The 26,146-nt window shown below is 59.8% G+C and carries 24 protein-coding genes and 2 pseudogenes; 12 read left to right on the forward strand and 14 right to left on the reverse strand.

The features are described 5' to 3' along the window. Window positions 1–82 precede the first annotated feature (82 nt). Entirely contained in the window at window positions 83–367 is a 285-nt protein-coding gene (locus tag AC07OP_RS18190) for a helix-turn-helix domain-containing protein (RefSeq protein WP_495102063.1), read from the reverse strand. 99 nt (window positions 368–466) lie between these two features. On the opposite strand from AC07OP_RS18190, the gene AC07OP_RS18195 reads away from it, so the two are divergent. Beyond that, on the forward strand, window positions 467–979 hold the full coding sequence (locus AC07OP_RS18195) for a hypothetical protein (RefSeq protein ID WP_495102064.1): 513 nt from the start codon (window positions 467–469) through the stop codon (window positions 977–979). Between the two features lie 1,910 nt (window positions 980–2,889). On the opposite strand, the gene AC07OP_RS18200 is transcribed toward AC07OP_RS18195, so the two are convergent. Beyond that, window positions 2,890–3,639 carry an SDR family NAD(P)-dependent oxidoreductase gene (locus AC07OP_RS18200; RefSeq protein ID WP_495102065.1) on the reverse strand — a complete coding sequence of 250 codons (750 nt, stop codon included), beginning with the start codon at window positions 3,637–3,639 and terminating at the stop codon, window positions 2,890–2,892. A gap of 98 nt (window positions 3,640–3,737) precedes the next feature. Between AC07OP_RS18200 and AC07OP_RS18205 the strand changes: the two genes are divergently transcribed. Further along, entirely contained in the window at window positions 3,738–4,097 is a 360-nt protein-coding gene (locus AC07OP_RS18205) for a winged helix-turn-helix transcriptional regulator (RefSeq protein WP_027605843.1), read from the forward strand. Window positions 4,098–4,193: 96 nt separating this feature from the next. Here the strand turns inward: AC07OP_RS18205 and AC07OP_RS18210 are convergent. The 5 genes and pseudogenes from AC07OP_RS18210 to deoC form a co-directional block, all read right to left on the reverse strand. Beyond that, window positions 4,194–4,577: pseudogene (locus AC07OP_RS18210) on the reverse strand (response regulator); the annotation flags it as partial. Between the two features lie 2 nt (window positions 4,578–4,579). After that, the gene (locus AC07OP_RS18215; protein ID WP_098479517.1) at window positions 4,580–5,908 is read right to left on the reverse strand and encodes an ATP-binding protein; all 1,329 of its coding nucleotides are present in this window, start codon (window positions 5,906–5,908) and stop codon (window positions 4,580–4,582) included. A 12-nt stretch (window positions 5,909–5,920) separates the two neighbouring features. Next, on the reverse strand, window positions 5,921–6,532 hold the full coding sequence (locus tag AC07OP_RS18220; RefSeq protein ID WP_115487332.1) for a chemotaxis protein CheC: 612 nt from the start codon (window positions 6,530–6,532) through the stop codon (window positions 5,921–5,923). Beyond that, window positions 6,532–6,891, reverse strand: coding sequence for a response regulator (locus AC07OP_RS18225; RefSeq protein ID WP_065927544.1), 360 nt, complete (start codon window positions 6,889–6,891; stop codon window positions 6,532–6,534). The genes AC07OP_RS18220 and AC07OP_RS18225 overlap by 1 nt, the downstream gene beginning before the upstream one ends. Window positions 6,892–7,080: 189 nt before the next feature. Further along, complete coding sequence (deoC, locus tag AC07OP_RS18230; RefSeq protein ID WP_027605847.1) at window positions 7,081–7,764, reverse strand: deoxyribose-phosphate aldolase; 684 nt, start codon at window positions 7,762–7,764, stop codon at window positions 7,081–7,083. Window positions 7,765–7,892: 128 nt separating this feature from the next. Between deoC and deoR the strand changes: the two genes are divergently transcribed. Then, on the forward strand, window positions 7,893–8,651 hold the full coding sequence (gene deoR / locus AC07OP_RS18235) for a DNA-binding transcriptional repressor DeoR (RefSeq protein ID WP_098479516.1): 759 nt from the start codon (window positions 7,893–7,895) through the stop codon (window positions 8,649–8,651). Here the strand turns inward: deoR and AC07OP_RS18240 are convergent. The 5 genes and pseudogenes from AC07OP_RS18240 to AC07OP_RS18260 form a co-directional block, all read right to left on the reverse strand. Continuing rightward, a complete protein-coding gene (locus tag AC07OP_RS18240; protein WP_495102066.1) occupies window positions 8,648–9,694 on the reverse strand; it encodes an aldose 1-epimerase family protein in 1,047 nt (348 codons plus the stop codon). The genes deoR and AC07OP_RS18240 overlap by 4 nt on opposite strands. Continuing rightward, entirely contained in the window at window positions 9,691–11,022 is a 1,332-nt protein-coding gene (fucP, locus tag AC07OP_RS18245) for an L-fucose:H+ symporter permease (protein WP_495102067.1), read from the reverse strand. Before fucP ends, AC07OP_RS18240 begins: the two co-directional genes overlap by 4 nt. 26 nt (window positions 11,023–11,048) lie before the next feature. Continuing rightward, on the reverse strand, window positions 11,049–11,969 hold the full coding sequence (gene rbsK, locus AC07OP_RS18250; protein ID WP_141157757.1) for a ribokinase: 921 nt from the start codon (window positions 11,967–11,969) through the stop codon (window positions 11,049–11,051). Window positions 11,970–12,169: 200 nt separating this feature from the next. After that, window positions 12,170–13,033: a methyl-accepting chemotaxis protein gene (locus AC07OP_RS18255; protein ID WP_495102147.1), complete on the reverse strand. Its 864-nt coding sequence runs from the start codon at window positions 13,031–13,033 to the stop codon at window positions 12,170–12,172. Beyond that, window positions 13,028–13,783: pseudogene (locus AC07OP_RS18260) on the reverse strand (HAMP domain-containing protein); the annotation flags it as partial. The pseudogene AC07OP_RS18260 and the gene AC07OP_RS18255, both read right to left, overlap by 6 nt. A 136-nt stretch (window positions 13,784–13,919) precedes the next feature. On the opposite strand from AC07OP_RS18260, the gene AC07OP_RS18265 reads away from it, so the two are divergent. Then, window positions 13,920–15,128: a multidrug effflux MFS transporter gene (locus tag AC07OP_RS18265; protein ID WP_495102068.1), complete on the forward strand. Its 1,209-nt coding sequence runs from the start codon at window positions 13,920–13,922 to the stop codon at window positions 15,126–15,128. Window positions 15,129–15,228: 100 nt separating this feature from the next. Further along, entirely contained in the window at window positions 15,229–16,086 is an 858-nt protein-coding gene (locus AC07OP_RS18270) for an SDR family oxidoreductase (protein WP_495102069.1), read from the forward strand. A gap of 16 nt (window positions 16,087–16,102) precedes the next feature. Here AC07OP_RS18270 and AC07OP_RS18275 read toward each other — a convergent pair whose 3' ends face one another. After that, complete coding sequence (locus tag AC07OP_RS18275) at window positions 16,103–17,017, reverse strand: site-specific integrase (protein ID WP_115487324.1); 915 nt, start codon at window positions 17,015–17,017, stop codon at window positions 16,103–16,105. A 108-nt stretch (window positions 17,018–17,125) separates the two neighbouring features. Next, window positions 17,126–17,938 carry a M949_RS01915 family surface polysaccharide biosynthesis protein gene (locus AC07OP_RS18280; RefSeq protein WP_495102070.1) on the reverse strand — a complete coding sequence of 271 codons (813 nt, stop codon included), beginning with the start codon at window positions 17,936–17,938 and terminating at the stop codon, window positions 17,126–17,128. Window positions 17,939–18,453: 515 nt separating this feature from the next. Here AC07OP_RS18280 and arnC point away from each other — a divergent pair. The 7 genes from arnC to AC07OP_RS18315 are packed head-to-tail and all read left to right on the forward strand — an operon-like array spanning window position 18,454 to window position 26,145. Next, the gene (gene arnC, locus AC07OP_RS18285; RefSeq protein WP_495102071.1) at window positions 18,454–19,491 is read left to right on the forward strand and encodes an undecaprenyl-phosphate 4-deoxy-4-formamido-L-arabinose transferase; all 1,038 of its coding nucleotides are present in this window, start codon (window positions 18,454–18,456) and stop codon (window positions 19,489–19,491) included. Beyond that, a complete protein-coding gene (gene arnA, locus AC07OP_RS18290; protein WP_495102072.1) occupies window positions 19,488–21,479 on the forward strand; it encodes a bifunctional UDP-4-amino-4-deoxy-L-arabinose formyltransferase/UDP-glucuronic acid oxidase ArnA in 1,992 nt (663 codons plus the stop codon). Before arnC ends, arnA begins: the two co-directional genes overlap by 4 nt. Continuing rightward, complete coding sequence (gene arnD, locus AC07OP_RS18295) at window positions 21,479–22,363, forward strand: 4-deoxy-4-formamido-L-arabinose-phosphoundecaprenol deformylase (protein ID WP_495102073.1); 885 nt, start codon at window positions 21,479–21,481, stop codon at window positions 22,361–22,363. The genes arnA and arnD overlap by 1 nt, the downstream gene beginning before the upstream one ends. Continuing rightward, entirely contained in the window at window positions 22,360–24,015 is a 1,656-nt protein-coding gene (gene arnT, locus AC07OP_RS18300) for a lipid IV(A) 4-amino-4-deoxy-L-arabinosyltransferase (RefSeq protein ID WP_495102074.1), read from the forward strand. Before arnD ends, arnT begins: the two co-directional genes overlap by 4 nt. Further along, the gene (arnE, locus tag AC07OP_RS18305; protein ID WP_065941524.1) at window positions 24,012–24,359 is read left to right on the forward strand and encodes a 4-amino-4-deoxy-L-arabinose-phosphoundecaprenol flippase subunit ArnE; all 348 of its coding nucleotides are present in this window, start codon (window positions 24,012–24,014) and stop codon (window positions 24,357–24,359) included. Before arnT ends, arnE begins: the two co-directional genes overlap by 4 nt. Further along, complete coding sequence (arnF, locus tag AC07OP_RS18310; RefSeq protein WP_092358009.1) at window positions 24,356–24,769, forward strand: 4-amino-4-deoxy-L-arabinose-phosphoundecaprenol flippase subunit ArnF; 414 nt, start codon at window positions 24,356–24,358, stop codon at window positions 24,767–24,769. The genes arnE and arnF overlap by 4 nt, the downstream gene beginning before the upstream one ends. Beyond that, window positions 24,766–26,145: a UDP-glucose dehydrogenase family protein gene (locus AC07OP_RS18315; protein ID WP_115487319.1), complete on the forward strand. Its 1,380-nt coding sequence runs from the start codon at window positions 24,766–24,768 to the stop codon at window positions 26,143–26,145. Before arnF ends, AC07OP_RS18315 begins: the two co-directional genes overlap by 4 nt. Window position 26,146 lies beyond the last annotated feature (1 nt).

The following is a 26,146-nucleotide window of genomic DNA, read 5'->3' on the forward strand; positions in this document are numbered from 1 at the left end:
AAGGTGCGCAAGATCGATATACCTGACTCAGTGCTAGACGCCAGGCAATGCACCGCAATAATTCGACATCACGGGCTGCGAGCTAAGAGTCTTGGTCCGTGTTGATCTCACGCCGAATACGTTCAAGCAACGAGTCTAAATCCGTACCAGGATCGAGGAGCAAAAAACTCTCTAGAAGAAGGGTCAGCGGATGTATGCCCATTCTGCCAGCAAGCTCCGATGCCTTCTCCAAAGTGACATTCTTGAGCCCTCGCTCCAGGGTGCTGAGGTATGTCCTACTGCTGACGATTCCAAAATCTTCTTGGGTCAACCCGTGGCGAATCCGTGTATTGCGCAACGCGGTGGCAAACGCTTCTCGCAGCTCCATTTTGCTTAATCCACAAAAGGAACGATGAAGCCTTCTTGAGCTCTATAGGGCTACAATCTATAGTGTTCATTTAGCGAGATTCTTATGGCCGGAATACAGATGAGTGCACGTCAGTTATCCGCCACAAGGAATGAGCGAAGTCCTTCAACTATGCTTATTGTCGCAGTGGCGAACGTCTATCAGCCGGAGCGGGGTGTGGAGATTATCAAGCGCACCTCCGGCCAAAATCTGATCGATCTGTTCAATGAAATGGATCGACCTAATTCAGATAAAGCCATCGTTGGTGTCCTGCTGGCAGTTCCTCCAGAATTTAACGGTTCTCAGCGATGGGTCGTTGAAAGCGTGTTTGACTTTGGTCGCGTCGAGCTAAGGATAGCGGATGATGCTTGCTTAGACACATACGCCTATCGGCTTGCTTCAAAGGCTGTATTCAGAGACAACGCAAGGGTCGACCCAGCAGATATACTGGGCTGGAGATCACTCTATGAAACGCCCAATGCGAATGGTGAAGTTGACCCAGAGCTTCTCGCCCATCAAACCTGGTTGTCTCTCGTCATCACTCGAATGGTCAACGCGGTAAATCTACCCGATGCGGAGAATGCCGCTGAGTAGCTGTTGACTCTTCATTGGTGCCGTAGATCAACTCCAAATGAGACCTTTTTGAAGACCAAAAAAGGGGAGGAGGGTACGGATACTTCTGTCTTTTAAACTTAGCGCCTTCACGCTAATCATCGCTGCCTACGATAGGCTATAAGAGCGCGGCGACGAAGTCCCCTCCCAGCAGTGTTCACGAGAGGCGCCCATGAAAGGAAGACGTAAAGTCAAAACCTCTAAGTGGTTGTTAAAAGCTCAATTTGAGGCCGAAGCTCGACACATGATGGCAAATAGATCTAATGAAGCAGCTCATAGATTTCTTAATGCAGCATCGCAATTTGGAATCGAACATGAACCCCATGGGCGCCTCGCTGGTAGTTAGCATAAGCTGATATCGCCAGGAGAGGATTGACCCAGATGTTGAAAACATCACTGACCCAAGCCACCACCTCATGGACCATACCATTGCTGAGCTTGAGATGATTGGTGTTGGGTCAGTGTGGCATTGGCCTGTGGATCATTTCAGCGACGGCACCAACAGGCGTGCAGATTTGCCGTATATCTGAATATATCCTGCTGACTATAAATTATAGTCAGCAGGATATATTCAGATATTTCTCCAGGTAGCTATGCATCCGCACTGCAGCGCTACCTTTGAGTTCATCACCGTAGGATGGAACCAAAGCGTCATCGTGATGTACCCAATCGAGGTTTATGGCAAGGCAGTTGACAGCTTCATCGCTGGGGCTATCAATTCAGACTTATGACAATTTTGCCAGTCAGCGCCGCAGTTTCTCTTGGCCTGAGCAACGCTTTGCTTTGCTTTGGTGGTTATTGTGGGCATTAAGGAATAGCTTGGACGCTTATGGAGGTTGGCCGATTTGTGCCGATCGAATCGGGCGTGGGCGCGAACTGTTCTGGCGAAATTCAATAGAAGCACCGGTCAGTTCGGATGCAAATAGTTGGACAGGTACGGTGCAACTCTCATTACGGTATGATCGTGAAGTGATCTTGACTACCATTGCGTCTGAAGTTGATACCCAGAACTAATCCCACAATGTAAATAATGACGCCCTGACTTTTCGTTGGATAGGGCCCTTCCAATTTCCGCCAATCCTCAAAGGCGGAAATCTGGCCTAAGGAGGAGGGCAGTCATTATCCCTCAGATGACCAGCTTCGAGCGACTGACGTGGAGGTCGTCTAGCAGCAGCCGTAGGTAGAGCGAGCACTCCTTAATGCTATTAAAGTCTTGAGCGTGAGGAATCCCGATGAAATGCGGGCTTGATAATGTCAAAGCCCATCGCAACACGTCTCGCAGAAGGTCCAACGTTGGAATTACGGCGAAGAAGGAAACCTCTGCATATGTCTGTGTACGATATCGTCTAAAATATTTTGGCCGAGAACGGAGCTAGCACCCAATGAGTGATGCATTGCCAACTATTTTGATATGCCAGGATCCAGGTGATAGCAGCGGGGACATCATCATAGATCTCCCAGCGGATATACTAGCGGCAATGGGCGTCGGGCTGGGTGATATCTTAAGCATCGAGTTGGTCGACGGATCGATAGTGCTAAAGCCAATTTGTCGAATCAAAGCTGAAGGTCGGGTTGACTCAGATTGAGCAGACCGGTAGCTCGCCCAGCTGCTCTAACAGCGTCATTAAATAACCGGAAAATCGTGTCAGTGTCTCAGGAAGCTCCAGTAGCACCGAGATGGAAGTAAATATCCAAACGCGGGGGCATTTCCGCAATTTAGATTTTTACTTCTCTGAAATTTCGATCTTCACTTCCGGGTACCGCTGGGCGCCAGCCGCCGTACGGCGTGGGCCTGACACATAATTTAACATAATATACATTATGCGTAATACGATGTTACGTAATGAGGGGCAGTGCCCGTCAGATTCCAACAGGCAAAACCCCTCTCTGGTTCAAACCTGAGCGAACCCTCCATCCACGAACATTTCGCTGCCGGTCATGAAGCTGCTGTCGTTCGACGCCAGGAACAATGCCGCCGCCGCAACTTCTTCCGGTTGGCCGATACGGCCCAGTGGCAACTGCGCCGTCATGTCGTCAATGATTGCATCCTTCTGGCCGGTACTTGAAAGCGCCAGGTCCAGGCCCGGTGTCGAGATCGGTCCCGGTGAAAGTACGTTGACGCGAATACCGCTGCCTTTCAAATCCAGCGCCCAGCTCCTGGCGAAATTACGCAATGCGGCTTTCGTGGCGCTGTACACGCTGAACGCTGGTGTGCCCATGGTGCCGGTGGTCGAACCGGTGAGGATCACCGAACCGCCGGCGTGCATCAGTGGCAGCGCGGTTTGCACGGTGAACAGTGTGCCTTTGACGTTGATGCCGAACGTACGATCGAACGACTCTTCGGTGATCGACCCGAGCGGCTGGAAATCCCCCAGGCCTGCATTGGCGAACAGCACGTCTACGCGACCTTTGACGCTTTTGATGTGGCTGAAAATGCGCTCCAGGTCGTCCAGCCTCGAGATATCCCCTTGAATGGCGAGCGCTCCAGGCCCGATCAGCCCGAGCGCCTTGTCCAGTTCTTCCTGCCTGCGTCCCACAATCACAACCTGTGCACCTTCCGCTGCAAAGCGCATGGCGGTTGCCAGGCCAATACCACTGTTGCCACCGGTGATCACTGCAATTTTTCCGTCGAGCCTGCTCATGGTTAACTCCGAAGAATGTTGAGGCCCAACTCTAGATCCAGACTATTCTTTTGAATAGTATGAACCTTTTAGTAAGTACCCCTTTGGAGCACCATCACATGGCGAACAACACCTTCAATTGCGGGCTCGAGGCTGCCCTGGCGGTGATTGGCGGCAAATGGAAACCGCTGGTCCTGTATAACCTGGCGCGACATGTTCATCGGTATGGCGAGTTAAGGCGTGCGATTGGCGGCGTGACCGACAAGGTGTTGATCCAGCAACTCAAGGAATTGGAGCGCGACGAAATCATTGCGCGTATCGACTTCCAGGAGATCCCGCCCAAGGTCGAGTATTCCCTGACACCCTTCGGGCAGTCACTGGCCACCGCGCTGGGCGCGTTGTGCGTGTGGGGCACCGAACACATGGACACCGTCGAACGCATCAGCGAACGGCGTATCAGCGCCCTCGCCCAGGCCTGAACCCTGCCCGATAGCCAACTCAACTAAATGACTATTTAGTTGAGTTATAGGCTTGGTAACGAATTCGCCAGGTGACGCTCAACGAGCACTCTTCATTTCCAGAGCCTGATCGAGACTGAGCTTTAGCTCTTCATCATTCCAGGGCTTGCTGATGTAACGGAACACATACCCATCATTGATCGCCTGGGTGATCATGCTCATATCGGCGTAGCCGGTCAGCAGGATATTCACGCAGTGCGGGTCGCGCCTATGCACTTCGCGCAGCAAGGTCGGCCCGTCCATGAACGGCATGCGCGCGTCGCAGACGATCAGGTCGACCGCGTGTTGTTCGAAAAGGCTCAGCGCCTGGGCCCCGCTCGTGGCCAGCAGCAAGTCGTAAGGCTTTGCGCGCAGCAGGCGCCGAAGGCTGTTGAGAATACTTTCCTCATCATCCACCAGCATGACGGTGTGTCGTTTTTCGCAGGAAGACAGCGTATCCATGATCAGCGTCCTTCAACGGCGCAGGTAGAGACAGCCTCTATCACCGGCTGGCGTAAGGGTAACCAGACGCGGAAGCGACTCCCCCTGCCCGGCTCACTGTCGACGGTGAGCCGTCCATGGTGCTTGACCATGATGCTGTACGACAACGACAGGCCAAGGCCCGACCCCATGCCCACCGGCTTGGTTGTGAAGAACGGTTCGAATATCCGGTTCTGGATTTCAAGGGGAATGCCATGGCCGTTGTCGGCGATTTCGACGAAGACGCCCCCGTCCTCCCTGCCGCTGCTGAGGGTGATTTCGCCGTCGGCCCCCACGGCATGGCTGGCATTGATGAGCAGGTTCAGGAAGACCTGGTTGATCTGTGAGCCCATGCATTCGATGGGTTCCACATCGCCGTAGCGCTTGATCACCTGAGCCTTGAACTTGATCTCGTTCCAGATAACGTTGAGGGTACTGTCGAGCCCCTTGTGCAGGTCGGCCAACTGCCATTCGTAACTGTCGACGTGGGAGAACTCGCGCAGGTCCTTGACGATGCGAGTGACCCGGTCAAGGCCGTCGACCGACTCGGCCAGCAGGTCGTCGATGTCCTGGCGCATGAAGGTGTAATCCATCTTGTCCCGCATCACCGCAAGCTCGGGATGAGCGCTGGCATGCCTGTCGTCGGTCGCCTGTTCATGGGCTTCGAGCAGCGCGAAGATGTCCACCAGGTAACGACGCAGGCTGTTGACGTTGGAGCCGACAAACCCGATCGGGTTATTGATCTCGTGGGCCACGCCTGCAGCAAGTTGCCCTATCGCCGCCATCTTCTCGGACTGCAGCAACTGTGCCTGTGCGTCTTCGAGCCGCGCGATCAGCAGCGCCTGGGCACCCTTCTCTTCTTCCAGCAACTTGTTAAGTTGCGTCAACTCGAGTTGGCGGGCAGCCGTGTCAGTCGTATCACTGATGGCCAGGCCCACGCCAAGATTGCTGCCATCGGCATCTTGCACGGGGAAGAAGGTGCAGTTCTGATACATGAGCCGGACCATGCCGCTGATGGGCCGGGTACTCTCGAAATTGAACAGGTGCGGCCGCTGCTGCCATGACGTGAACGCAAAGTTTTGCAGGGTGATGACGCTGTTGATCTTCTGCCGGGTCCAGGCCTCCGGCAGCTCCGGAAAGGCTTCGAACAGCGTACGGCCGACCAGTTCTTCCGCGCTGCGGCCACTGTTGATGGACATGAAATGGTTAGAGAACAGCACCTTGCAGTCCTGGTCGACCAGCAGCACGCCCATGTTGATGGCCTTGAGCATCGACTCAAGGGTTTCCCGGGAAATTACCTTGCTGTCTGTCATGAAGAGGCCCCTTCAAAGTTCGTCCAGCAAACGATCGATGGCCCGAACGACAACGCCTGCCGTACGTTCAGTGATGCAGATCAACAAGTCGCAGGAGAACTGATGAGCCTGAACCTCGAAACGGATTTCCAGCACCATCGCCAGGTGTTCATTCAGGTTCAATTCATCCAGTGCATTCGCCGCATGTCCGGTGTGGACGAGAATGGACGGTGCGTCATAGCTCACCTGAGTCGCCACCTGCCTTGCCAGGCCACTGATGCAGGCGCCGGTCAGGATGTTGGTGACATCAAGCATCAACTCGTGCTGCTGCTCCAGGCCGCTGCCCTTGTAGCCCAGCAGTTCGGCCAGTTCATCGGCCCCCTTGGAGCCAAAGCACACGAACACTTCGCCGCGTAGCTCACCCAGAAAAGACTGGCGGGTGACGATCATGAAGCTCCGACGCAGATGCTCCGGAATCAACAGGTGATTCTGTTCCCGGATCAACGGGTGAATAAAAGGAACCGAAAGCGTCACCATGGTATCGGTCAGCAGCGCCAGTCGCTCGGCCGCCTGTCCCATGGCGATGTTCATCAGTTCCTGCAGGGCATCACGTTGGTCTTCGGTGAGTGCGGCCAAGGTTTCCATCAAAGCACTCCTATGACGTGCAAGGCATTGACTACAGCTTCAGCCGTAACCGGCTTGGCTACAAAGGCAGCAGCGCCCAGGTCGAATACCCGTTGCCTGGCCAGGGGTTGGATGTCTGCGCTGATCACCACGACGACCACATTGGCGTCTTCGCGCTTGAGTGCCTCCAGGGTCTGGAAGCCATCCATGACGGGCATAGTGAGGTCGAGAAAAAGCAGGTCGACCAAACCGGCGTGGTAAGCCTCCATCACTTCGGCCCCGTTGCAGGCCTGGCGAACATCTTCGGTCAGTGATTCTGGCAGGGAACGCAAGACCATCTTGCGAGACATGGATGAATCATCGGCGATTAGAACTTTCATGGTGCACTCCACAGGTATGAAGTGTCCTGCGGCCTCGGCCGAGGCCGGAGAAATCAAGACTTCATTGAATCTTCCCTCCACTCTAGCGTGACATATAGCAAAGAGCCATGAGGAAAACCGGATAGTGATCTAATGAGTTGCGCAGCCTGTAGGGATTTCCCTACAGGCTGCCAGGCGCCGGCCCGAAACTCAGTAACCACTGGCCGCCGTCATCGCCCCGCCGACAATCGCAATCCCCGAACTGCTGCCCAAGCGTGTCGCCCCGGCTTCAATCATCTTCAGTGCCGTCGGATAATCGCGCACGCCCCCCGACGCCTTGACCCCAACCGCAGCGCCCACGGTTTTACGCATCAGGGCCACGTCTTCGGCGGTGGCACCGCTTCGGCTGAACCCCGTGGAGGTCTTGACGAACGCCACACCCAGGTCCCGGCAGATTTCACAGGCCTGGACTTTCTCTTCGTCGTCCAGCAGGCAGGTTTCCAGGATGACCTTCAACGGCACGGCGCCGCAGGCCTTGTGGACCAAGGCAATGTCTTCGCGCACCGCCTCCAGCAAACCGTCCTTCAACCAGCCGATATTGAGCACCATGTCGATCTCCCCTGCCCCGGCGGCAATCGCCCGTTCGGCTTCGAAGGCCTTGGTGTCACTCAGGCCGGCGCCCAGGGGAAAGCCCACCACGGCACAAATCACCACGCTGTCGTCGGTCAGGCAGGAAGCGGCGTAAGGCACCTGCCCCGAGTTCAGGCACACCGAATAAAAACCGTGCTCCCGGGCTTCCTCGCACAAGGTGCGAATCTGCTCGCGGGAGGCGTCGGGCGCCAGCAAGGTGTGATCGATGTACTTGGCCAATGCTGCGGGTTGAAGAGTGTTCATTTAACGTGCCCTTGCCTGTATGTTGCGAATGGTCGTGTGCCGCTTGTCACAGCACCCACACTAATGCGTTACAATAATAACACCAAATGTTACTTGTCTAACACAAACAATCAAGCCCTGGAATACTCGTGGACAGTAGAAAAGCCGAGCGACTCAAGCTTATCCAACAAGCCTTGCAGGACCAGAACGCCATTCACCTGAGGGAAATGGCGGCGCTGCTGGAGGTTTCGGAGATGACCCTGCGCCGCGATCTCAACCACTTCAGTGATCACCTGCGCCTGCTGGGGGGCTACATCACCCGGGTCGGCAGCGAGGTCAGCGATTACCGGGTTGCCGAGCAGGACACCCGCCACGTCGAGGAAAAGCGCCGCATCGGCAAACTCGCCGCGCGCCTGATCCAGCCCGGTGACACGGTGTTTTTCGACTGCGGTACCACCTCGCCGTTCGTGATCGACTTCATCCCCGACGACTTGGAGTTCACGGCGGTGTGCAGCTCGTTGAACGTGCTGCTCAAGCTGCATAACAAGCCCAACTGCCACATCGTGTTGTGCGGCGGCACCTTCCATCGCAAGAACCAGGTGTTTGAAAACAGTGCCGAAAGCAGCATCCTCGACAGCGTGCGTCTGACCTGGGCCTTCGTGACTGCCGCTGGCGTCAGCCAGGCATTCGGCGTGACGTGCTTCAACTTCAATGAAGTCGAGGTCAAGCGAAAGGTCATGCGCCAGGCCCAGCAACGTGTGTTGCTCGCCGACTTCAGCAAGTTCGACACGGTGCGCACCGCTCACTTCGCCGCCCTGGAGGACTTTCAGTACGTGGTCAGCGACAAGAAAATCCCCCGCAGCTACAAGGACGCCATCCAGGCCCACGGCGCGCAATTGCTGGTTTAACCCAGCAACCGCTGGCGTTCCTGCGCGCTCAGGTAGCCGGTGGTGACACTGAACGAAGCGCTGGCGCCCGCCGCCAGCAGACGCACATGGCCTTTGGCTTTCTCGGCGTTATAGCCCTCGGGTTCGCACGTCGATGGCAGCACGAACGCCGCCACTTGCTGATCTGGCGTGTGCAGGAGCCAGCGTGCGGCGTGCTCGAATTGTTCGGGGCGATAGCGGGTGTAGAACGCCGCGCCATCGGGATGATCCAGCAGGAAGTGGGCCTGGCCGGTGGCGTCCGTGCCGACGCCGTCGAAGAAAAACACGATTTCAGGATCGTACAACCCCGGCTGATCGAGACAGGCCAATTGCCCAGGTTGTTCGGCCAGTTGCGCCATGTAGGCACTCCAGTCCGGCGTCGGCTTGACGTGGTCCGGAATGCTGGTGCGCAGGCGCAGGCGCTGCATGCCCCCTGGCTCGACAAACCGCGCACCGGCCACAAAGGCGTAGTTCATATGGGCCATGTACATCAGTTCCATAGGCTTGCCGGCCAGGTTGGTCACGTCCATGTCGATATCGAACACCGCCGAATCGGCGCGCAGGGTCACGCTGGGGCACGCCCGGTAGCGATCGCCGAAGCCCTTGGCGTATTGATAGCAACCGCCCAGGCGCACAAAGCCCTCGCCGATGTCCAGCCAGGCCGAGTCCATCGGGGCGCAAGGCATTTCGCCGTGCAAGGCGTGGGAGTCATCCGGCGCCGGGCAACCGTTGCGCAGCAGGCCACTGTGAAACATGAAGCAGCCGTAGGTATCGATGATCGTCGGGCTGGGCCGGGGTTGCTCGAACAGGTTGCTCATGGTCAGGTCACAGCCGTCGAACACCGCCGACCAGATCATCTGCCCTTGATAAGGCAGCAGCACCAGGCGTCCACGGCTGTTCTCCAGGCCCACGGCCAGCACGCCGGACGGATAGATCCAGGCACTGACGTTGAAATCCTCGGACTGCAACAGGATTCTCTCCTGCTCGGCAAACACCGCTGGATACAGCGGGATCCGCGTATTCATGAGGCCACCACCGCGGCGGCGCTCGACGGCAACGTGCCGGGTTGGCGCATGCACTTGACCGCGTACATCACGATCACGATAAAGCACAGCAACGGCACGCTGTAGGCCAGTTGCATATTGCCGCCGCTGGCATCGGACAACAGGCCCTGGAAGATCGGAATCACCCCGCCGCCGACGATGCTCATCACCAGCAATGAACCGCCGACGCCGGTGTCTTCACCCAGCCCATCGATGGTCAGGCCGTAAATGGTCGGCCAGCACGGGCCGAGGAAAATACTCACGCCGACCGCTGCGTACACCGCCGAAATATTCGGCACCAGAATGGTGTAGGCCAGCAGCACAATGCATAGCACACCGTAGATCGCCAGGACCTTGGCCGGATGCAGGCGGCGCATCAACAGGTTGGCGATCATCTTGCCGACAAAGTAGGCGGCAAAGGTGGTCAGCAAAAACCATGAAGCGCTGCGCTCATTCATTCCGCCCATTTGCATCGCCAGGCGAATGGTAAAACTCCACACGCCGACCTGGGCGCCCACGTAGAGAAACTGCGCCAATACGCCAAAGGTAAAGCGCGGGTTACGCCACAGTCGGCCCAGGCTGTGGCGCAGGCTGCCAGGCTTGCTGTCAGCTGGCTTATTGCCCTTGCAGGCCGGGAACCGGGTGATCGCGACCAGGATAAACATCAGCACCAGCACGGCGATCATCCACTTGTAGGGCAACAGCGTGGACTGGATCATCTGCAACTGCTGCACGGCGGCCTCGGAGGCGCTCATCCGGGTCAGTTGTTCCGTGGTCGCGTCGGTGTCCTTGAACATCACGAAACTGCCGACGTACACCCCGGCCATCGCACCGAAGGGGTGGAACGTCTGTGAGATGTTCAAGCGCCGCGTCCCGGTTTCCCGGGGCCCCATCAGGGTCGAGTAGGTGTTGCAGGCGGTTTCCAGGAACGACAGGCCGGCCGCAATCACAAACAGCGCCAGCAGGAACATGCCGTACTTGGCCGTGGACGCCGCCGGGAAAAACAGCAGGCAGCCGAACATGTACAGCAGCAACCCGATCAGGATCGTGCTCTTGTAGCTGAAACGACGCACCACCATCGCCGCCGGAATCGCCACGAAAAAGTAACCCAGGTAAAACGCCGACTGCACAAAGGCGGTCTGGAAATCACTGAGCAAAAACGCTTTCTTGAAGTGTGCGATCAGCACGTCATTCATGCTTGCCGCCGCCGCCCACAGCGCAAAGATGCTGCACAGCAGGATAAAGGCGAACCAGGGCGTGCGGTTCAGGTAGAAACCATCGGGTGTCTGTTGCAGCGCAGGTTTGTTCATTATTGTTCTCCGGGCTGGTTTGGGGGTTACGGCTGTTGCTGGAAACGGGCGAACGCGTCGCTGTCGGGATATGACGTCTGGGTGCCCAGGGCCATGACCGAGCAGGCGGAATACGCCACGGCCTGTTCCATGGCCTGCCGGATACCGCCGTCGCGGCTCCAGTGCTGAATGAAGCAACCGATAAAGGCATCGCCGGCGCCCGTGGTGTCCCGTGCCACGACCTTTCGGCCCGGCACCCGGAATTCGCCCTCCTCTCCCACGTACAACGCACCGTGTTCACCGAGGGTGACGATCACGTGGCGAATACCGCTGGCCACCAGCGTGCGCGCGGCGCGTTGGGCGGCGTCCGGCGAGTCCACGACCTGGCCGGTTATCAACGCCAGTTCCGATTCATTGGGGATCAGGAAATCCAGTTGCGCCAGGTGCTCCCCGCTCAGGCCGGCCAGGGCCGGTGCCGGGTTGAGCAGCACTGCGATGCCGTGCCGGTGCGCAAATTCGATGGCGTAGTAGACCGTCTCCAGATTGATCTCCAACTGCAGCACGATCAGCGTGCACTCGCGCAGGTCGGCGGCCGCTGCGTCGATGTCCGCCGGCAACAAATGCGCATTGGCGCCTTTGACGATCAGAATGCTGTTGTGGGAGTCGGCCCGCACAAAAATCGGCGCGACACCGCTGGAAACCCCAGGCACCCGCTGCACATGACGGGTGTCGATACCAAAACGCTGGAAGTTGGCCAGGGTGTTGTCGGCAAACATGTCGTCGCCGACCTTGCTCAGCATCAGCACCTGGGCACCAAGCTTGGCTGCCGCCACCGCCTGGTTCGCCCCCTTGCCGCCACACCCGAGGGCAAAACCAGGCGCTTCCAGGGTTTCGCCCTGGGCCGGCATGCGGTCGATGTAGGTGATCAAATCCACCATATTGCTGCCGATGACTGCGATCTTGCTCATTGCTATTCCACCTTGTTGCACCCCGACCAGGCAGGTCGTGGCGCTCTTGTTTTGTTATTTAAATAACATTAGGTGTGAATATTCAATCTTTTTTTTGCAAGGCCCGGTCAATGAGCGCTGCGGGTGGGCCGGTGGACCGGGCAAAAAAAACCGACCCACAGGGGGCCGGTCCATAAAGCGTGTATCAGGTCTGTGCGGTGTTACAGGCTGAAGCGATCCACGGATTGCGACAACTTGCCGGCCAGCCCGGCCAGTTCATCGGTGGTCGAGGCGGTTTCGCCGATGATGCGGCTGTTGTTTTCCGACATCCCCGCAATCATCTCCACTTGGTGGGAGATTTCGTTGCTGGCCAAACTCTGTTCACTGATGGTGCGCGAGATGTCGTTCACCAACTCGGTGGTATTGAGGGTGGCCTGCAGAATATCGCGGATCGCTCGCTCCACCTCGGCAGTCACCGCCATGCCTTTATCCACTTGGGTGACGCCCTCCTCCATGCTGGTCACCGCTTCCCGGGTGTTCTGCTGGATACGCCCGACCATGCTGGCAATTTCCTGGGTCGAGGCGCTGGTGCGGCCCGCCAGGCTGCGCACTTCATCGGCGACCACCGCAAAGCCGCGTCCCTGTTCGCCGGCGCGGGCGGCTTCAATCGCGGCGTTCAGGGCCAACAGGTTGGTTTGGTCAGCGATGCCCTTGATCACTTGGATAATGCTGAAGATCGCCTCGGACTCCTTGTCCAGCGTACGAATGACCTGGGCCGATTGCTGCGCTGAGCGGGCAATGCCATCCATGTCCTTCACCACCTGGTGGATCACCCGGCCGCCGTCCTTGGCCAGGGCTTCGGCCTGGTTGGCCATGTCCAGGGCGCGTCCGGCATGCCGGGTGATTTCCTCGATACTGGCGGTCATTTCACTGGCCGCCGCCGCCATGGTGCTGGCGGCCGCGCTTTGCTGCTGGCTGCTGCCGGCGACGTCATGGCAGCCCTGGCTCAAGCGTTCGCTCATGCCATTGACGCCGTGGGCATTGCTGCGCACCACCTCGATCATGCCGCGTAGATCTCGCTGCATGGTGGCAAGGCTGCGGATCAACGAGCTGGCTTCGTCCTTGCGCTTGGGTTCGACGATCGGCTCGCTCAAGTTGCCCCGGGCGATACTGGCGGCAATGCGGCTGGCGGCCTGCAGCGGCGCCATGATGCTCGACAACACCCAGCGCCCCTGGGCCAGCAGCAGCAACAGGCTGGCGATCAATACCGCGCCGAGGGTGAAATTGGCGCTGCTGATGGTTTGTCGCGTCTCTGCGCTGGTTTGCTGGTTATTGTTTTCGATCAACTCGCTCAAGTTCGCCATTTGCTCTTCAAGCCGGGTGAACGCCGCGTTGAAGCTTTCCAGCTCGCCACCCACAGCCTCGGGGTTGTCCAAGGCCAGCGCGACGATGCGCTCGCCACTGCTGATATAGGTATCCAGGCTGGGGCCGATTTTTTCCAGGCTGGCCCTCAGCGTATCGTTCAATGGCAGCTTGAGGTTCTCTGCCAGTACCTGGCGAAAGTGCTCGGCATGTTCGTGCAGTGAGGCACTGACCTCGGCCTTGGTGCTGGCGCTTTTGCCCAACCCCACCAACATGGCCGACATCACGTCTGCGCGCAGGGCATCGTGCATCATGTCAGCCTCCATATGGTTGCGCAGGACCGTCATGCTGACCTCGTTATCCTGCACGGCACCGGCCATATGGGTATTACCCAGGTAAGCAGCCAGGCTCATGATCAAGGCCGTGAGCAACCCGGTCGCAATCAACAGCATCAAGCGTAATTTGATCGTCATGCTGACATCCCCATACCCAACCGTCGAAGCGACGCTATTACCGTTATCGGCATCAATCCCTGTTAGTGAAGCCTAAGTTTGCGGTTCTGCGCGGATCCCTTAAGCTGATCGACTTTTGCGCTGCCGGAAACCGCCCATGTCCCGAAGTATTGCCCACCTTGCGTTGCTGCTGGGGTTGATCACCGCCGTCGGCCCGTTCGCCATCGACATCTACCTGCCCGCCCTGCCTACGTTGGGCGCCAGCCTGCACGCCTCGCCGGCGGCGGTACAGATGAGTCTCACGGTGTTCTTCATGGTCATTGGGGTGTGCCAGCTGTTCTACGGCCCGATCAGCGATGTGTTCGGGCGCAAGCCGCCGATTTACGCCGGTCTGCTGATCTTTGCGGTGGGCAGCGTCGGCTGCGCGCTGGCGCCCACCATTGAAGTGCTGATCGGCTTTCGTGCCGTGCAGGCCTTCGGCGCCTGTGCCGGGATGGTCATTCCCCGGGCGATCGTGCGTGACCTGTACACCGGCCATGAAGCCGCGCGGTTGATGGCGTTGCTGATGCTGGTGATGAGTGTGTCGCCGATTCTCGCGCCGCTGGCGGGCAGCCTGGTGATTTCGTTGTGGAGCTGGCGCGAAGTGTTCGCCGTGCTCGCGGTGGTGGCCGTGCTGTGCCTGGTGATGACAATTGTGCAGCTGCCCGAAACCCATCCCGCCGAGCGCCGGCTGGGCAAGACCTTGGGCACGGCGTTCAGCAGCTACGGCGCACTGCTGCGTGACCCGGTCTTCATCGGTCTGTCAGTGGTGTGCGGGTTCGGGCTGGCGACGTTCTTCGTGTTTATCGGCAGTGCACCCTTCGTGTATATCGAATACTTCGGCCTCACGCCTACTCAGTTCAGCCTGTGTTTCGCCCTGAACGCCGCGTCGTTTTTCGCCATGAGCCAACTCACTGCACGCTTGAGCGCGCGCTTTGGCCTGGCGCCATTGATTCGTTGGTCGGTGGTCGCCGTAGCCGCCGTGATGGTCTTGCTGGCCGCGAGCACGCTATGGGTCGACAGCCTGGCCTTGATGATGGCGTTGCTGTTTATCGGCTTCGGTTTCCTCGGCCTGCTGTTGCCGGCGGCGGGCGTGTTATCCCTGGAGGATCATGGTGCTGTGGCGGGATCTGCCTCCGCCCTGTTGGGCGCGATCCAGATGATCACCGCTGCCGTGTCCATGACCCTGGTCGGAGTGTTCGCCGACCACACACCGGCGCCGATGCTCATCGGTATCGCGCTGTGTGCGCTCGCGGCGATGCTCACCACCCTGTGGACCTTGCGCCGTCTGCCGGCACACCTGGCGAGCGCCCCACCCCACGGCTGAGCGATACCGCTCGTCGGGCCTGGCCGGCATCCATTACAACTATCGCCGGCCATGAAACTACTAATCCCATAGCACCGTTCGAAACCTATGGAGATTGGAAATGACTGACTACCCACGCCCGCCCTTCGCCCCCCAGGCGCAAACCGTGCCCGGTACCCAACGCACCATGGACCCGTACCCGGACTGTGGGGAACAGAGTTACAAGGGCTCCGGCCGGCTGGCCAACAAGATCGCCTTGATCACCGGCGCCGACAGCGGCATTGGCCGCGCAGTGGCCATCGCCTTCGCCCGTGAAGGCGCCGATGTGGCCATCGCCTACCTGGACGAACACGATGACGCCAGGGAAACCGCGCGCTGGGTCGAGGAAGCGGGCCGCCAATGCCTGTTGCTGCCCGGTGACATTGCGCAAAAAGCCACCTGCCAGGCGCTGGTCGACAAGACCGTGGAACAGTTCGGGCGCATTGACGTGTTGGTGAATAACGCGGCATTCCAGATGACCCACGAGACGCTCGAAGAGATCGAGGATGAGGAATGGGTCAAGACCTTCGATATCAACATCACCGCGATGTTTCGCCTCTGCAAGGCTGCGCTGCCGCATATGAAGGCCGGCAGTTCGATCATCAACACCAGCTCGGTCAATTCCGACATGCCCAAGCCGACCCTGCTGGCCTATGCCGCCACCAAAGGCGCAATCGCCAACTTCACAGGTGGCTTGGCGCAATTACTCGGCAGCAAGGGCATCCGCGTCAACAGCGTCGCGCCCGGCCCGATCTGGACGCCGTTGATCGTGGCGACCATGACCGATGACGACGTGCAGAGTTTCGGCAGCGAAACCCCACTGGGCCGCCCCGGCCAACCGGTGGAGGTGGCGCCGATTTATGTGCTGCTGGCATCGGACGAGGCCAGCTATATCTCGGGTTCGCGTTATGCGGTCACCGGCGGCAAACCGATTCTGTAGGTCCGCAGCTGTTCTTCTACAGATCAAACCGATCCACCGCCCGCCGCCGCTCGTTGTCGTCACGCACGTCATAGCTGGCGGTGGTCTGGATATTGGTGTGATGCGCCAGCTTTTGTGCAATCGACAGGTCATGCTCCTCGATCACCCGCGTGATGAACGAGCGGCGAAAGTCGTGGGGCATGATCTTCACCCCGACCTGCTCACCGCGCTGGCGGGCGATGTAGTAAATCGCGTGCTTGGTGATACGTTCCCGGGTGATATGGCTGCCCCGGCGTATGCGGTTGAACAGGAAGCTGTCGTCCTGCTCGCCTTCCTTGAGTTGCTCGCGCCTGAACGCCAACCACGCCTGCAACTTGGCGAAAGCCCAGTCCGGCGCATACTTGACCAATTCCTTATTGCCCTTGCCGATCACCCGCAGGCTGCGTTCATCGAAGTTGATCTGCGCCAGGTCGAGGTTGACCGACTCGGACTTGCGCATGCCCGAGCCATACAGGATGCCGATGACCGCTGCATCACGCAGGCCCTGGGGGCGTGGGTCGGCGGCGCAGACTTCCATCATTTCCCGGATCAACGTGCGCCGCAGATTGCGGCCCTGGCCCAGGCGCGTACCGGGCGTGGCCTTGACCGTGCGCATTTTCAGGAGATGTTCCTGGCTGATCAGGCTCATGCGCCAGGCTTCGTTCATCACCCCGCGCACGGCATTCACATACAAGGATGAGGTATTCGGTGCGTAGCCGTCTTCACGCAATGCTGCGACCAGGGCGATGACATGTTCGGGTTGCAGCTGGTGCCAGTCGATGTCTTCGAGGTTGATGTCTTCGAAGCCCAGGCGGTCGGCGGCGTCCTGCAGCACGTAGCGCATGGTCAGTTGGCTGGAGGGGGCCAGGCGGGTGAGGTAGAGGGTCAACGGGTTGCGGATAGACTCGGTCAAGGTAGATCAGACTTTGGATTAAATACCTCGAACAACTCATTGTTTAATCGAGGTATTTAGTGAATTGGCGAAGGCTGAGTCTAACCCAGGAAAAGCCCTGGCACAAAATCACGGTGCCGTGTCGTCATCCTCGGTGGGTGCCTGGGGCTGGGTCTGGGCCTGGCTCCATTCGGCATCCTGCTTCTGCATCAGGGCGAACCAGTGCTGACGCATAAAGGCCAGGTAAGCGTCCGGCGCCTTGGCAAAGTCCTTCTCATCGCCATAGCAACCCGGCAACGGCAACTCCGTGCCCTGCTCCTTGTACTGGCTGACCAGCGCCTGCTGCCCGGCCACGCTGCAATCCTTGGGCAGCGGCATGCCACGCAGGGCCCCGGCCTCCTCATCCCACCAGGCTGCGCCGACCCGGTCGACCCCGCGCAGGCGGTACTTCTGCGACTTGCCGACATGCATGATCAGCTTGAATTCGTTGGGGCTGACATCGCTGGTGCAGGTGCGCGAATAGCCCACGGTGGCCTGGGTGACGCCATCGCCAGTGAGGTCGGTGACCTTGGTCGCGGCCATGTCGAAGCGCAGCGCCGCATCGAACTGGCAATGCTGCACGTCGTCGTAGAGCATCCACATGCGCTTGGGACGGTCACCGTCGATCAGGTATTGGGCCGCATAGACAAACGCCGACTGGGTACCGTCATCCTCGCGTTCGCTGACCTGCTCGGAGAGCACCAGCAGGTTCTTGCCCTGGCGGTCGTCCCAGGTGTAGGCGGCGACCTGCCTGCCGCGCACTTCAACACCCTCAGGCACTTGGGCGAGCGCGGTCAGGGCCACGCCATCATCTGCCCGTACGGCGCTGACGCAGGCCGCCGTCATCAACAATCCGATCAAAACGGGCCGCCATTGGCCGCTTATACGCTGCACGCTATTCATCCGAGTACCCTGGCAAGAGATGGCTTACTTTACCGGCACTTGAGGCGCATTGCAGAGAAGATTCTTCAATATAAACACGTAGCAGGCGGTGGTAAGGCGCAATCCGGCGGCCGATGCCTTTCGAGTCCGCCCCGCGTCATGTAAACCGTTCCTGTTTCACCCAATAAATAATGCCCTCAGTGACTTAGTTGTGTAGCTGAACACTAGCTGTCTACCTGTCAAATAAACGAGTTTTTCATCTGGCTTTCATATTCGTTGAACATTTTTACGCTTAATCTTGGGGTCAGGACTTGAGAACGAACCGCGTTGTGCCAACTAACTCGTTGATTCCGCTTTACCTTTGTGGATTTTGGTCTTTACTCCCTTATGCCCATGGAAGCCCCCCCATTAGCCCACCAGGACGGTCGGATGAACATCACAAACCCACGCAAGGTTTAACCAAGCGCCGGCCTTTTCGGCCATTGATTGCTGTTGTCTTACGCTCCAAGTTGCTCTAACCCTGAGGTCATGAATCTTTGAAACCCTACCCTATTCATTGCGTGTCGATCGTTATCCCGGTCTACAACGAACAAGAAAGCCTGCCTGAACTGCTGCGTCGTACCACTGCCGCCTGCAAGCAACTGGCCTACGAATACGAAATCATCCTGGTGGATGACGGTAGCCGCGACAACTCCGCCCAATTGCTCGAAGACGCCGCCGCGCAAGACGGCAGCAACGTGGTGGCGGTGATCCTCAATCGCAACTACGGGCAGCATGCGGCGATCATGGCCGGTTTCGAGCAGTGCCGGGGCGACGTGGTGATTACCCTCGACGCCGACCTGCAGAACCCCCCCGAAGAAATCCCGCGCCTGGTTGAACAGGCCGCCCTGGGCTACGACGTGGTCGCCACGGTGCGCAACAATCGCCAGGACTCGGCCTTTCGCCGCTGGCCTTCGCGCCTGATCAACCTCGCCGTGCAACGCTCCACCGGCGTCGCCATGAGCGACTACGGCTGCATGTTGCGCGCTTACCGGCGCACCATCGTCGACGCCATGCTCGCCTGTCGCGAGCGCAGCACCTTCATCCCGATCCTGGCCAACGGCTTTGCCCGTCACACCACCGAGATCCTGGTGCACCACGCCGAGCGTGAACACGGCGAATCCAAATACAGCGCCATGCGCCTGATCAGCCTGATGTTCGACCTGCTGACCTGCATGACCACCACGCCGCTGCGCCTATTGTCCATTGTCGGCTTCAGCCTCGCGGGCCTGGGCGTGCTGTTCGCCTTCGCGCTGATCATCCTGCGCCTGGCCTTCGGTGCCCAATGGGCCGGCGATGGCATGTTCGTACTGTTCGCGGTGCTGTTCGTGTTCACCGGCGGCCAGTTCATCGGCATGGGCCTGCTGGGTGAATACCTGGGCCGCATGTACAGCGACGTGCGCGCGCGCCCACGCTTCTTTATCGAAAAAGTGCTGCGCAACCAACCGGCAGCACCGGCACCCGTGGTCGTCGTCGACGGCCTGGTGTCTTCCCATTCCACCACCACTTTTCCTTCCGATCAGGTTTCGTCATGAATTCAAAAGCCGTTGTCTTCGCTTACCACGATATTGGCTGTGCGGGCATTGAAGCCCTGCTGACTGCCGGCTACGACATTGCCGCCGTGTTCACCCATGCCGACGACCCCAAGGAAAACAATTTCTACGGCTCCGTCGCCCAACTCTGCGCGCGCAACGGCATCCCGGTACACGCGCCGGAAGACGCCAACCACCCGCTGTGGATCGAGCGCATCGCCAAGTTGAACCCGGACTACATTTTTTCTTTCTACTACCGCAACCTGCTGAGCGAGCCGCTGTTGACCACCGCCAGCAAAGGCGCGTTCAACCTGCACGGCTCGTTGCTGCCTAAATACCGTGGCCGTGCCCCGGCCAACTGGGTGCTGGTCAACGGCGAAACCGAAACCGGCGTGACCCTGCACCGCATGGTCAAGCGCGCCGATGCCGGCGCGATCCTGGCCCAGCAAAAAGTCGTGATCGAGCGCACCGACACCGGCCTGACCCTGCACGCCAAGCTGCGTGATGCGGCCACCAGCCTGCTGCGCGACGCCCTGCCGCAACTGGCTGCGGGCAAGCTGACCGACACTCCTCAAGACGAAAGCCAGGCCACCTACTTTGGTCGCCGCACGGCAGCCGACGGCAAGCTGGAGTGGAAAAAACCCGCTGAAGAACTGTTCAACCTGGTGCGTGCGGTGACTCAACCGTACCCGGGCGCGTTCTGCGCCGTCGGCGAGCACAAGCTCATCGTCTGGCAAGCCGAAGTGGTCAAGGGCAATGAAGGCCTGGCGCCGGGCCGTGTGATCAGCGTCAACCCGCTGCGCATCGCCTGCGGCGAAGACTCCCTGGTGGTCAAGTTCGGCCAGCGCAACGACAACGGCCTGTACCTGGCCGGCCCGTCACTGGCCAACGAACTGGGCCTGGTCGACGGCTCCGTGCTGCGCGGCGCCGAGTCCGGCCGCAAGCCGCGCCGGACCCGCGTGCTGATCCTCGGTGTGAACGGCTTTATCGGTAACCACCTGTCCGAGCGCCTGCTGCGTGACGACCGTTATGAAGTCTACGGCCTGGACATCGGCTCCGACGCCATCGAGCGCCTGCGCAGCCACCCGAACTTCCATTACGTCGAAGGCGACATTAGCATCCACACCGAGTGGATCGAGTACCACATCAAGAAGTGCGACGTGGTCCTGCCGCTGGTGGCCATCGCCACACCGATCGAATACACCCGCAACCCGCTGCGCGTGTTCGAGCTGGACTTCGAAGAAAACCTCAAGCTGGTGCGCTACTGCGTCAAGTACAACAAGCGCGTGATTTTCCCGTCGACCTCCGAAGTCTATGGCATGTGCCAGGACCAGTATTTCGACGAAGACACCTCCAACCTGGTGGTCGGCCCGGTCAACAAGCAGCGCTGGATCTACTCGGTCTCCAAGCAACTGCTGGACCGCGTGATCTGGGCCTACGGCGCCAAGGGCCTGAACTTCACCCTGTTCCGTCCGTTCAACTGGATGGGCCCGCGCCTGGACCGCCTGGATTCGGCGCGTATCGGCAGCTCCCGAGCGATCACCCAGCTGATCCTGAACCTGGTGGAAGGTACGCCGATTCGCCTGTTCGACGGTGGCGAGCAGAAGCGTTGCTTCACTGACATCGCCGACGGTATCGAAGCCCTGGCGCGCATCATCGATAACGACAACAATGCCTGCAACGGCCAGATCATCAACATCGGTAACCCGGAAAACGAAGCCAGCATCCGTCAGTTGGGCGAAGAGTTGCTGCGTCAGTTCGAGGCGCACCCGCTGCGCGGCAACTTCCCGCCGTTCGCCGGTTTCCGCGACGTCGAGAGCAAGGCGTTCTACGGCACCGGTTACCAGGACGTGGCGCACCGCAAGCCAAGCATCGAAAACGCCAAGCGCCTGCTGAACTGGGAGCCGACCGTGGAGATGAGCGAAACCATCGGCAACACGCTGGACTTCTTCCTGCGTGAAGCCATGCTCGAAATCGCGGACAAAAAGTAATGAAGGCAGGCTTGCGCATCGACGTCGATACCTACCGCGGCACCCGTGAAGGCGTGCCACGGTTGCTCGAATCCCTGGATGAGGCCGGGGTCAAGGCGACGTTCTTCTTCAGTGTCGGGCCGGACAACATGGGGCGCCACTTGTGGCGCCTGATCCGCCCGCAGTTCCTGTGGAAGATGCTGCGTTCCAACGCGGCCGGCCTGTACGGCTGGGACATCCTGCTGGCCGGCACCGCCTGGCCAGGCAAGCCGATCGGCCGTGACCTGGGGTACTTGATGCGCCAGGCCAAGGCGGCGGGGCATGAAGTCGGCCTGCACGCCTGGGATCACCACGGCTGGCAGGCCAACACCGGGCGTTGGAGCGATGCACAGCTGGTGGAGCAGATTCGACGCGGCGTGGAGACCTTGAGCGACATCCTCGGCGAACCCATCGACTGTTCGGCGGCCGCCGGTTGGCGTGCCGACGAGCGTGTGGTGCAGGCCAAGCAAGGTTTCAACTTCCGCTACAACAGCGATTGCCGGGGTACCAGCCTGTTTCGGCCGACATTGGCCGATGGCAGCGCGGGTACGCCACAAATTCCGGTGGACCTGCCGACCTTCGACGAAGTCGTCGGGCCGGTGGTGGCCGCCAAAGACTTCAACGGCTTCATTCTTGACCGGTTTGCCGAGTCGAAGCTCAACGTCTACACGATCCACGCAGAAGTAGAAGGGATTCTGATGGCCAATGATTTTCGCCAGTTGCTCGCCCAGGCAGGGCAGCGCGGCATCGACTTCAAACCCCTGGGCGACTTGTTGCCTGCGGACCTGACCACCCTGCCCCGGCAACACCTGGTGCGCGGCGCCTTGAGTGGCCGTGAGGGTTGGCTCGGAGTGCAGCAGGCATGATCCGGCGTTGGGCCTTGCCCCTGCTCCTGCTGGCGTTCGGTGTGTTTTACCTGTTGCCGCTGACTACCCACGGCCTGTGGATTCCGGATGAAACCCGCTATGCCCAGATCAGCCAGGAAATGCTGCTGACCGGCAAGTGGGCCTCGCCGCACTTCATGGGGATCCGCTACTTCGAAAAACCGGCTGCCGGTTACTGGATGATCGCGCTGGGCCAGGCGATCTTCGGGCAGAACCTGTTCGGCGTGCGCTTCGCCTCGGCGCTGAGCACCGGCTTGAGCATCCTGCTGGTGTACCTGGTGTCGCGCCGGTTGTGGAATGACCCGCAAAAAAGCCTGGTCAGCAGCGTGCTGTACATGAGTTTTGTCAGCGTGGCGGCCTTGGGCGGCTATGCCAACCTCGATCCGCAGTTCACGTTCTGGGTCAACCTGACCGGCGTCGCCCTGTGGTTCTGCTTCGACAGCACCACTCGCAACGGCCGCCTGGGGGCCTGGGCGCTGCTCGGTTTTGCCTGTGGCATGGGCTTTATGACCAAGGGCTTCCTCGCGTGGCTGTTGCCGGTGTTGATCGCCCTGCCCTACGCGATCTGGCAGAAGCGCTTTCGCGAACTGCTCGGCTACGGCCTGGTCGCCGTGGTCGTGGCCATTGCGGTGAGCCTGCCGTGGGCCCTGGCCGTGCACCTGCAGGAGCCGGACTACTGGAACTTCTTCTTTTGGCACGAGCATATCCAGCGCTTTGCCGGCGACGATGCCCAGCACGCCGAACCGTTCTGGTATTACCTGCCGCTGCTGATTGCCTTCTGCCTGCCGTGGGTGGCACTGTTGCCGTCCACCCTGAAACAGGCGTGGCAGGAAAAACGCGCGGCGAAAACCGCCTTCCTGTTGCTGTGGCTGCTGATGCCCCTGGCGTTTTTCAGCCTGGCCAAGGGCAAGTTGCCCTCCTACATCATGCCGTGCCTGCTGCCGCTGGCGTTGCTGATGGGCCACACCCTGGCCGACAAACTGGTCCAGGCCCGTGGGCGCGTGTTGCGCATCAACGGCTGGCTGAACCTGGTGATTGGCGTTGTGGCGTTACTGGCCCTGACCTGGTTCCAACTGAAAAAACCGGTGTACGAGCACGGCAGTGAAACCCTCAGCCTGGTGCTGGTGTTTGTCTTCCTGTTCGGCTGGATCGTTGCCAACCTGTTGCAGGCCTCGCGCCCGCTGCGCTTGTGGGCAGCGCCGGTGATCGGCAGCTGGTTGCTGGTGGCGCTGGTCCCGGCCGCATTGCCCCATTCGGTGGTTTATAACAAGACCCCGGACCAGTTCATCATCGATCACCTCCAGGAGTTGAGCCAGACCAGCGCGTTGCTGAGCAACGACCTCGGCGCGGCCTCCGCCCTGGCGTGGCGCGTCAAGCGCCCGGACGTGACCCTCTATAACACCGTCGGCGAAGTGAAATATGGCTTGGCCTTCGACGATGCGGCCCATCACAAGGTCGACACCACACAGGTCCAGCAATGGATGAGCGACGCGCGCAAACACGGCGCGGTCGGTGTGGTGATGCGCGTCAAGGGTGACGACGAAATCGCCGAAGTGGACTTGCTGCCCAAGGACGGCAAGCGCTACGAGCAAGGCAATATCGTGATCCTGGTGTTCCCGCAGGTTGCGCCATGATCACACTGCTCCTGTTATTGGCCGCCTGCCTGCTGACATGCATGGGCCAGGTCTCGCAGAAATTCGCCGTGGAAGGCTGGCGCGACCAGCCCGACGGCTGGGCGCTGAAACTGCGCTCGCCGTGGTTGTGGTCGGCCCTGCTGTGCCTGGGTTTTGGTTTGCTGGTGTGGTTGCTGGTGCTGCAGCGCCTGGAAGTCGGCATCGCCTACCCGATGCTCAGTCTCAATTTTGTCCTGGTCACCCTGGTGGCGCGCTGTGTGTTCAAGGAACCCATCGACACACGGCATTGGCTGGGTGTGGTGCTGGTAATTGCCGGTGTGGTGCTGCTGGGGCGCCAGGTATGAGCCGCGTGCGTGGGTTTGCCCTGGCCCTGGGCAGCGTTGGCCTGGTCAGCGCCGCCCAGTTGGGCATGCGCTGGAGCATGACGCGCCTGCCCTTGCCTACCGAATGGCTGACGGCGTTCCACAGCAATGCCATCGACTTCGCGGCGCTCGGCGTGGTGAGCCTGGCGATCCTGGCCTACGCGCTGTCGATGCTCTGCTGGCTCGGCGCCCTCAAGCACCTGCCCCTGGGCCGCGCCTATTCGCTGCTGAGCATCAGCTACGCGCTGGTGTACCTGCTGGCCGCCAGCCTGCCGGTGTTCAACGAACATTTTTCCCTCTCGAAAACCCTGGGGGTGGCGCTTGTCATCCTTGGTGTGCTGGTTATTAACTCTCGCCGTGCTAGCGCTGCAAGCGCCAGGAATGCCCCATGAAAATCAGTGTATTTGGTAGTGGTTACGTCGGTCTGGTACAGGCCACCGTATTAGCCGAAGTCGGTCACGATGTCATCTGCATGGACGTCGATCAGAACAAGGTCAAGCTTCTGCAGCAAGGCCATGTGAGCATCTTCGAGCCGGGGCTGGCGGCCATGGTCAAGGAAAACCTGGAGAGCGGGCGACTGCACTTCACCTTTGACGAAAAGCTTGCCGTCGAACACGGCGAAGTGCTGTTTATCGCGGTGGGTACGCCGTCGGATGAAGACGGCTCGGCCGACCTCAAGTACGTGCTGTCGGTGGGCGACGCGGTGGCCCGCCACCGTATCGACCCGGTGATCCTGGTGGAGAAATCCACCGTCCCGGTGGGCACCGGCGACACCCTGCGCGCCCATATCGAAAAAGCCCTGCACCTGGCCGGCCGACACCTGGAGTTCGATATCGTCTCCAACCCGGAATTCCTCAAGGAAGGCTCGGCCGTTGCCGACTGCCGCCGCCCGGACCGCATCATCATCGGCTGCGAGCGCGAAGAAGTGCGCGACGTGATGCGCGACCTGTACGCGCCGTTCAACCGCAACCATGACCGCATCATCTTCATGGACCTGCGCAGCGCCGAACTGACCAAATACGCCGCCAACTGCATGCTGGCGACCAAGATCAGCTTCATCAACCAGATCGCCGAACTGGCCGAACACCTGGGTGCCGACATCGAAGCCGTGCGCCTGGGCATCGGCGCCGACTCGCGCATCGGCTACCACTTTATCTACCCCGGCTGCGGCTACGGCGGCTCGTGCTTTCCCAAGGACATGCGCGCCTTGATCCACAGCGCCAAGCAGGCCAACTGCTCCAGCGACCTGCTGGAAGCCGTGGAAGCCATCAACCAGCGCCAGAAGAGCAAGCTGTTCGAACGTATCAATGCGTTCTTCCAGGGCAACCTGCGCGGCAAGACCTTTGCCCTGTGGGGCCTGGCGTTCAAGCCCAACACCGACGACATGCGCGATGCACCCAGCCGCGTGCTGATGGAAGCGTTGTGGGCCGCCGGCGCCACTGTACGGGCGTTCGACCCGGAAGCCATGCAGGAAACCCAGCGTATCTACGCTGACGAGGAGCGGTTGATGCTGATGGGCACGCCGGAATCCACGTTGCTAGGCGCCGATGCGCTGATCGTCTGCACCGAATGGCAGCAGTTCAAGGCGCCCGACTTCGAGCTGATCCACCAGCGCCTGAAAACCCCGGTGATCTTCGACGGCCGCAACCTGTATGACGGCGAGCGCCTGGCGCGCAAAGGCTTCCAGTATTACCCGATCGGTCGTGGCGATTCCTGCCAGTTGCCGATCCCCCAGCAACAGTGGGTGCCGCAGGTCGTGGAAGCCTGAG

This window comes from Pseudomonas sp. GW821-FHT09D08, from assembly GCF_059416305.1.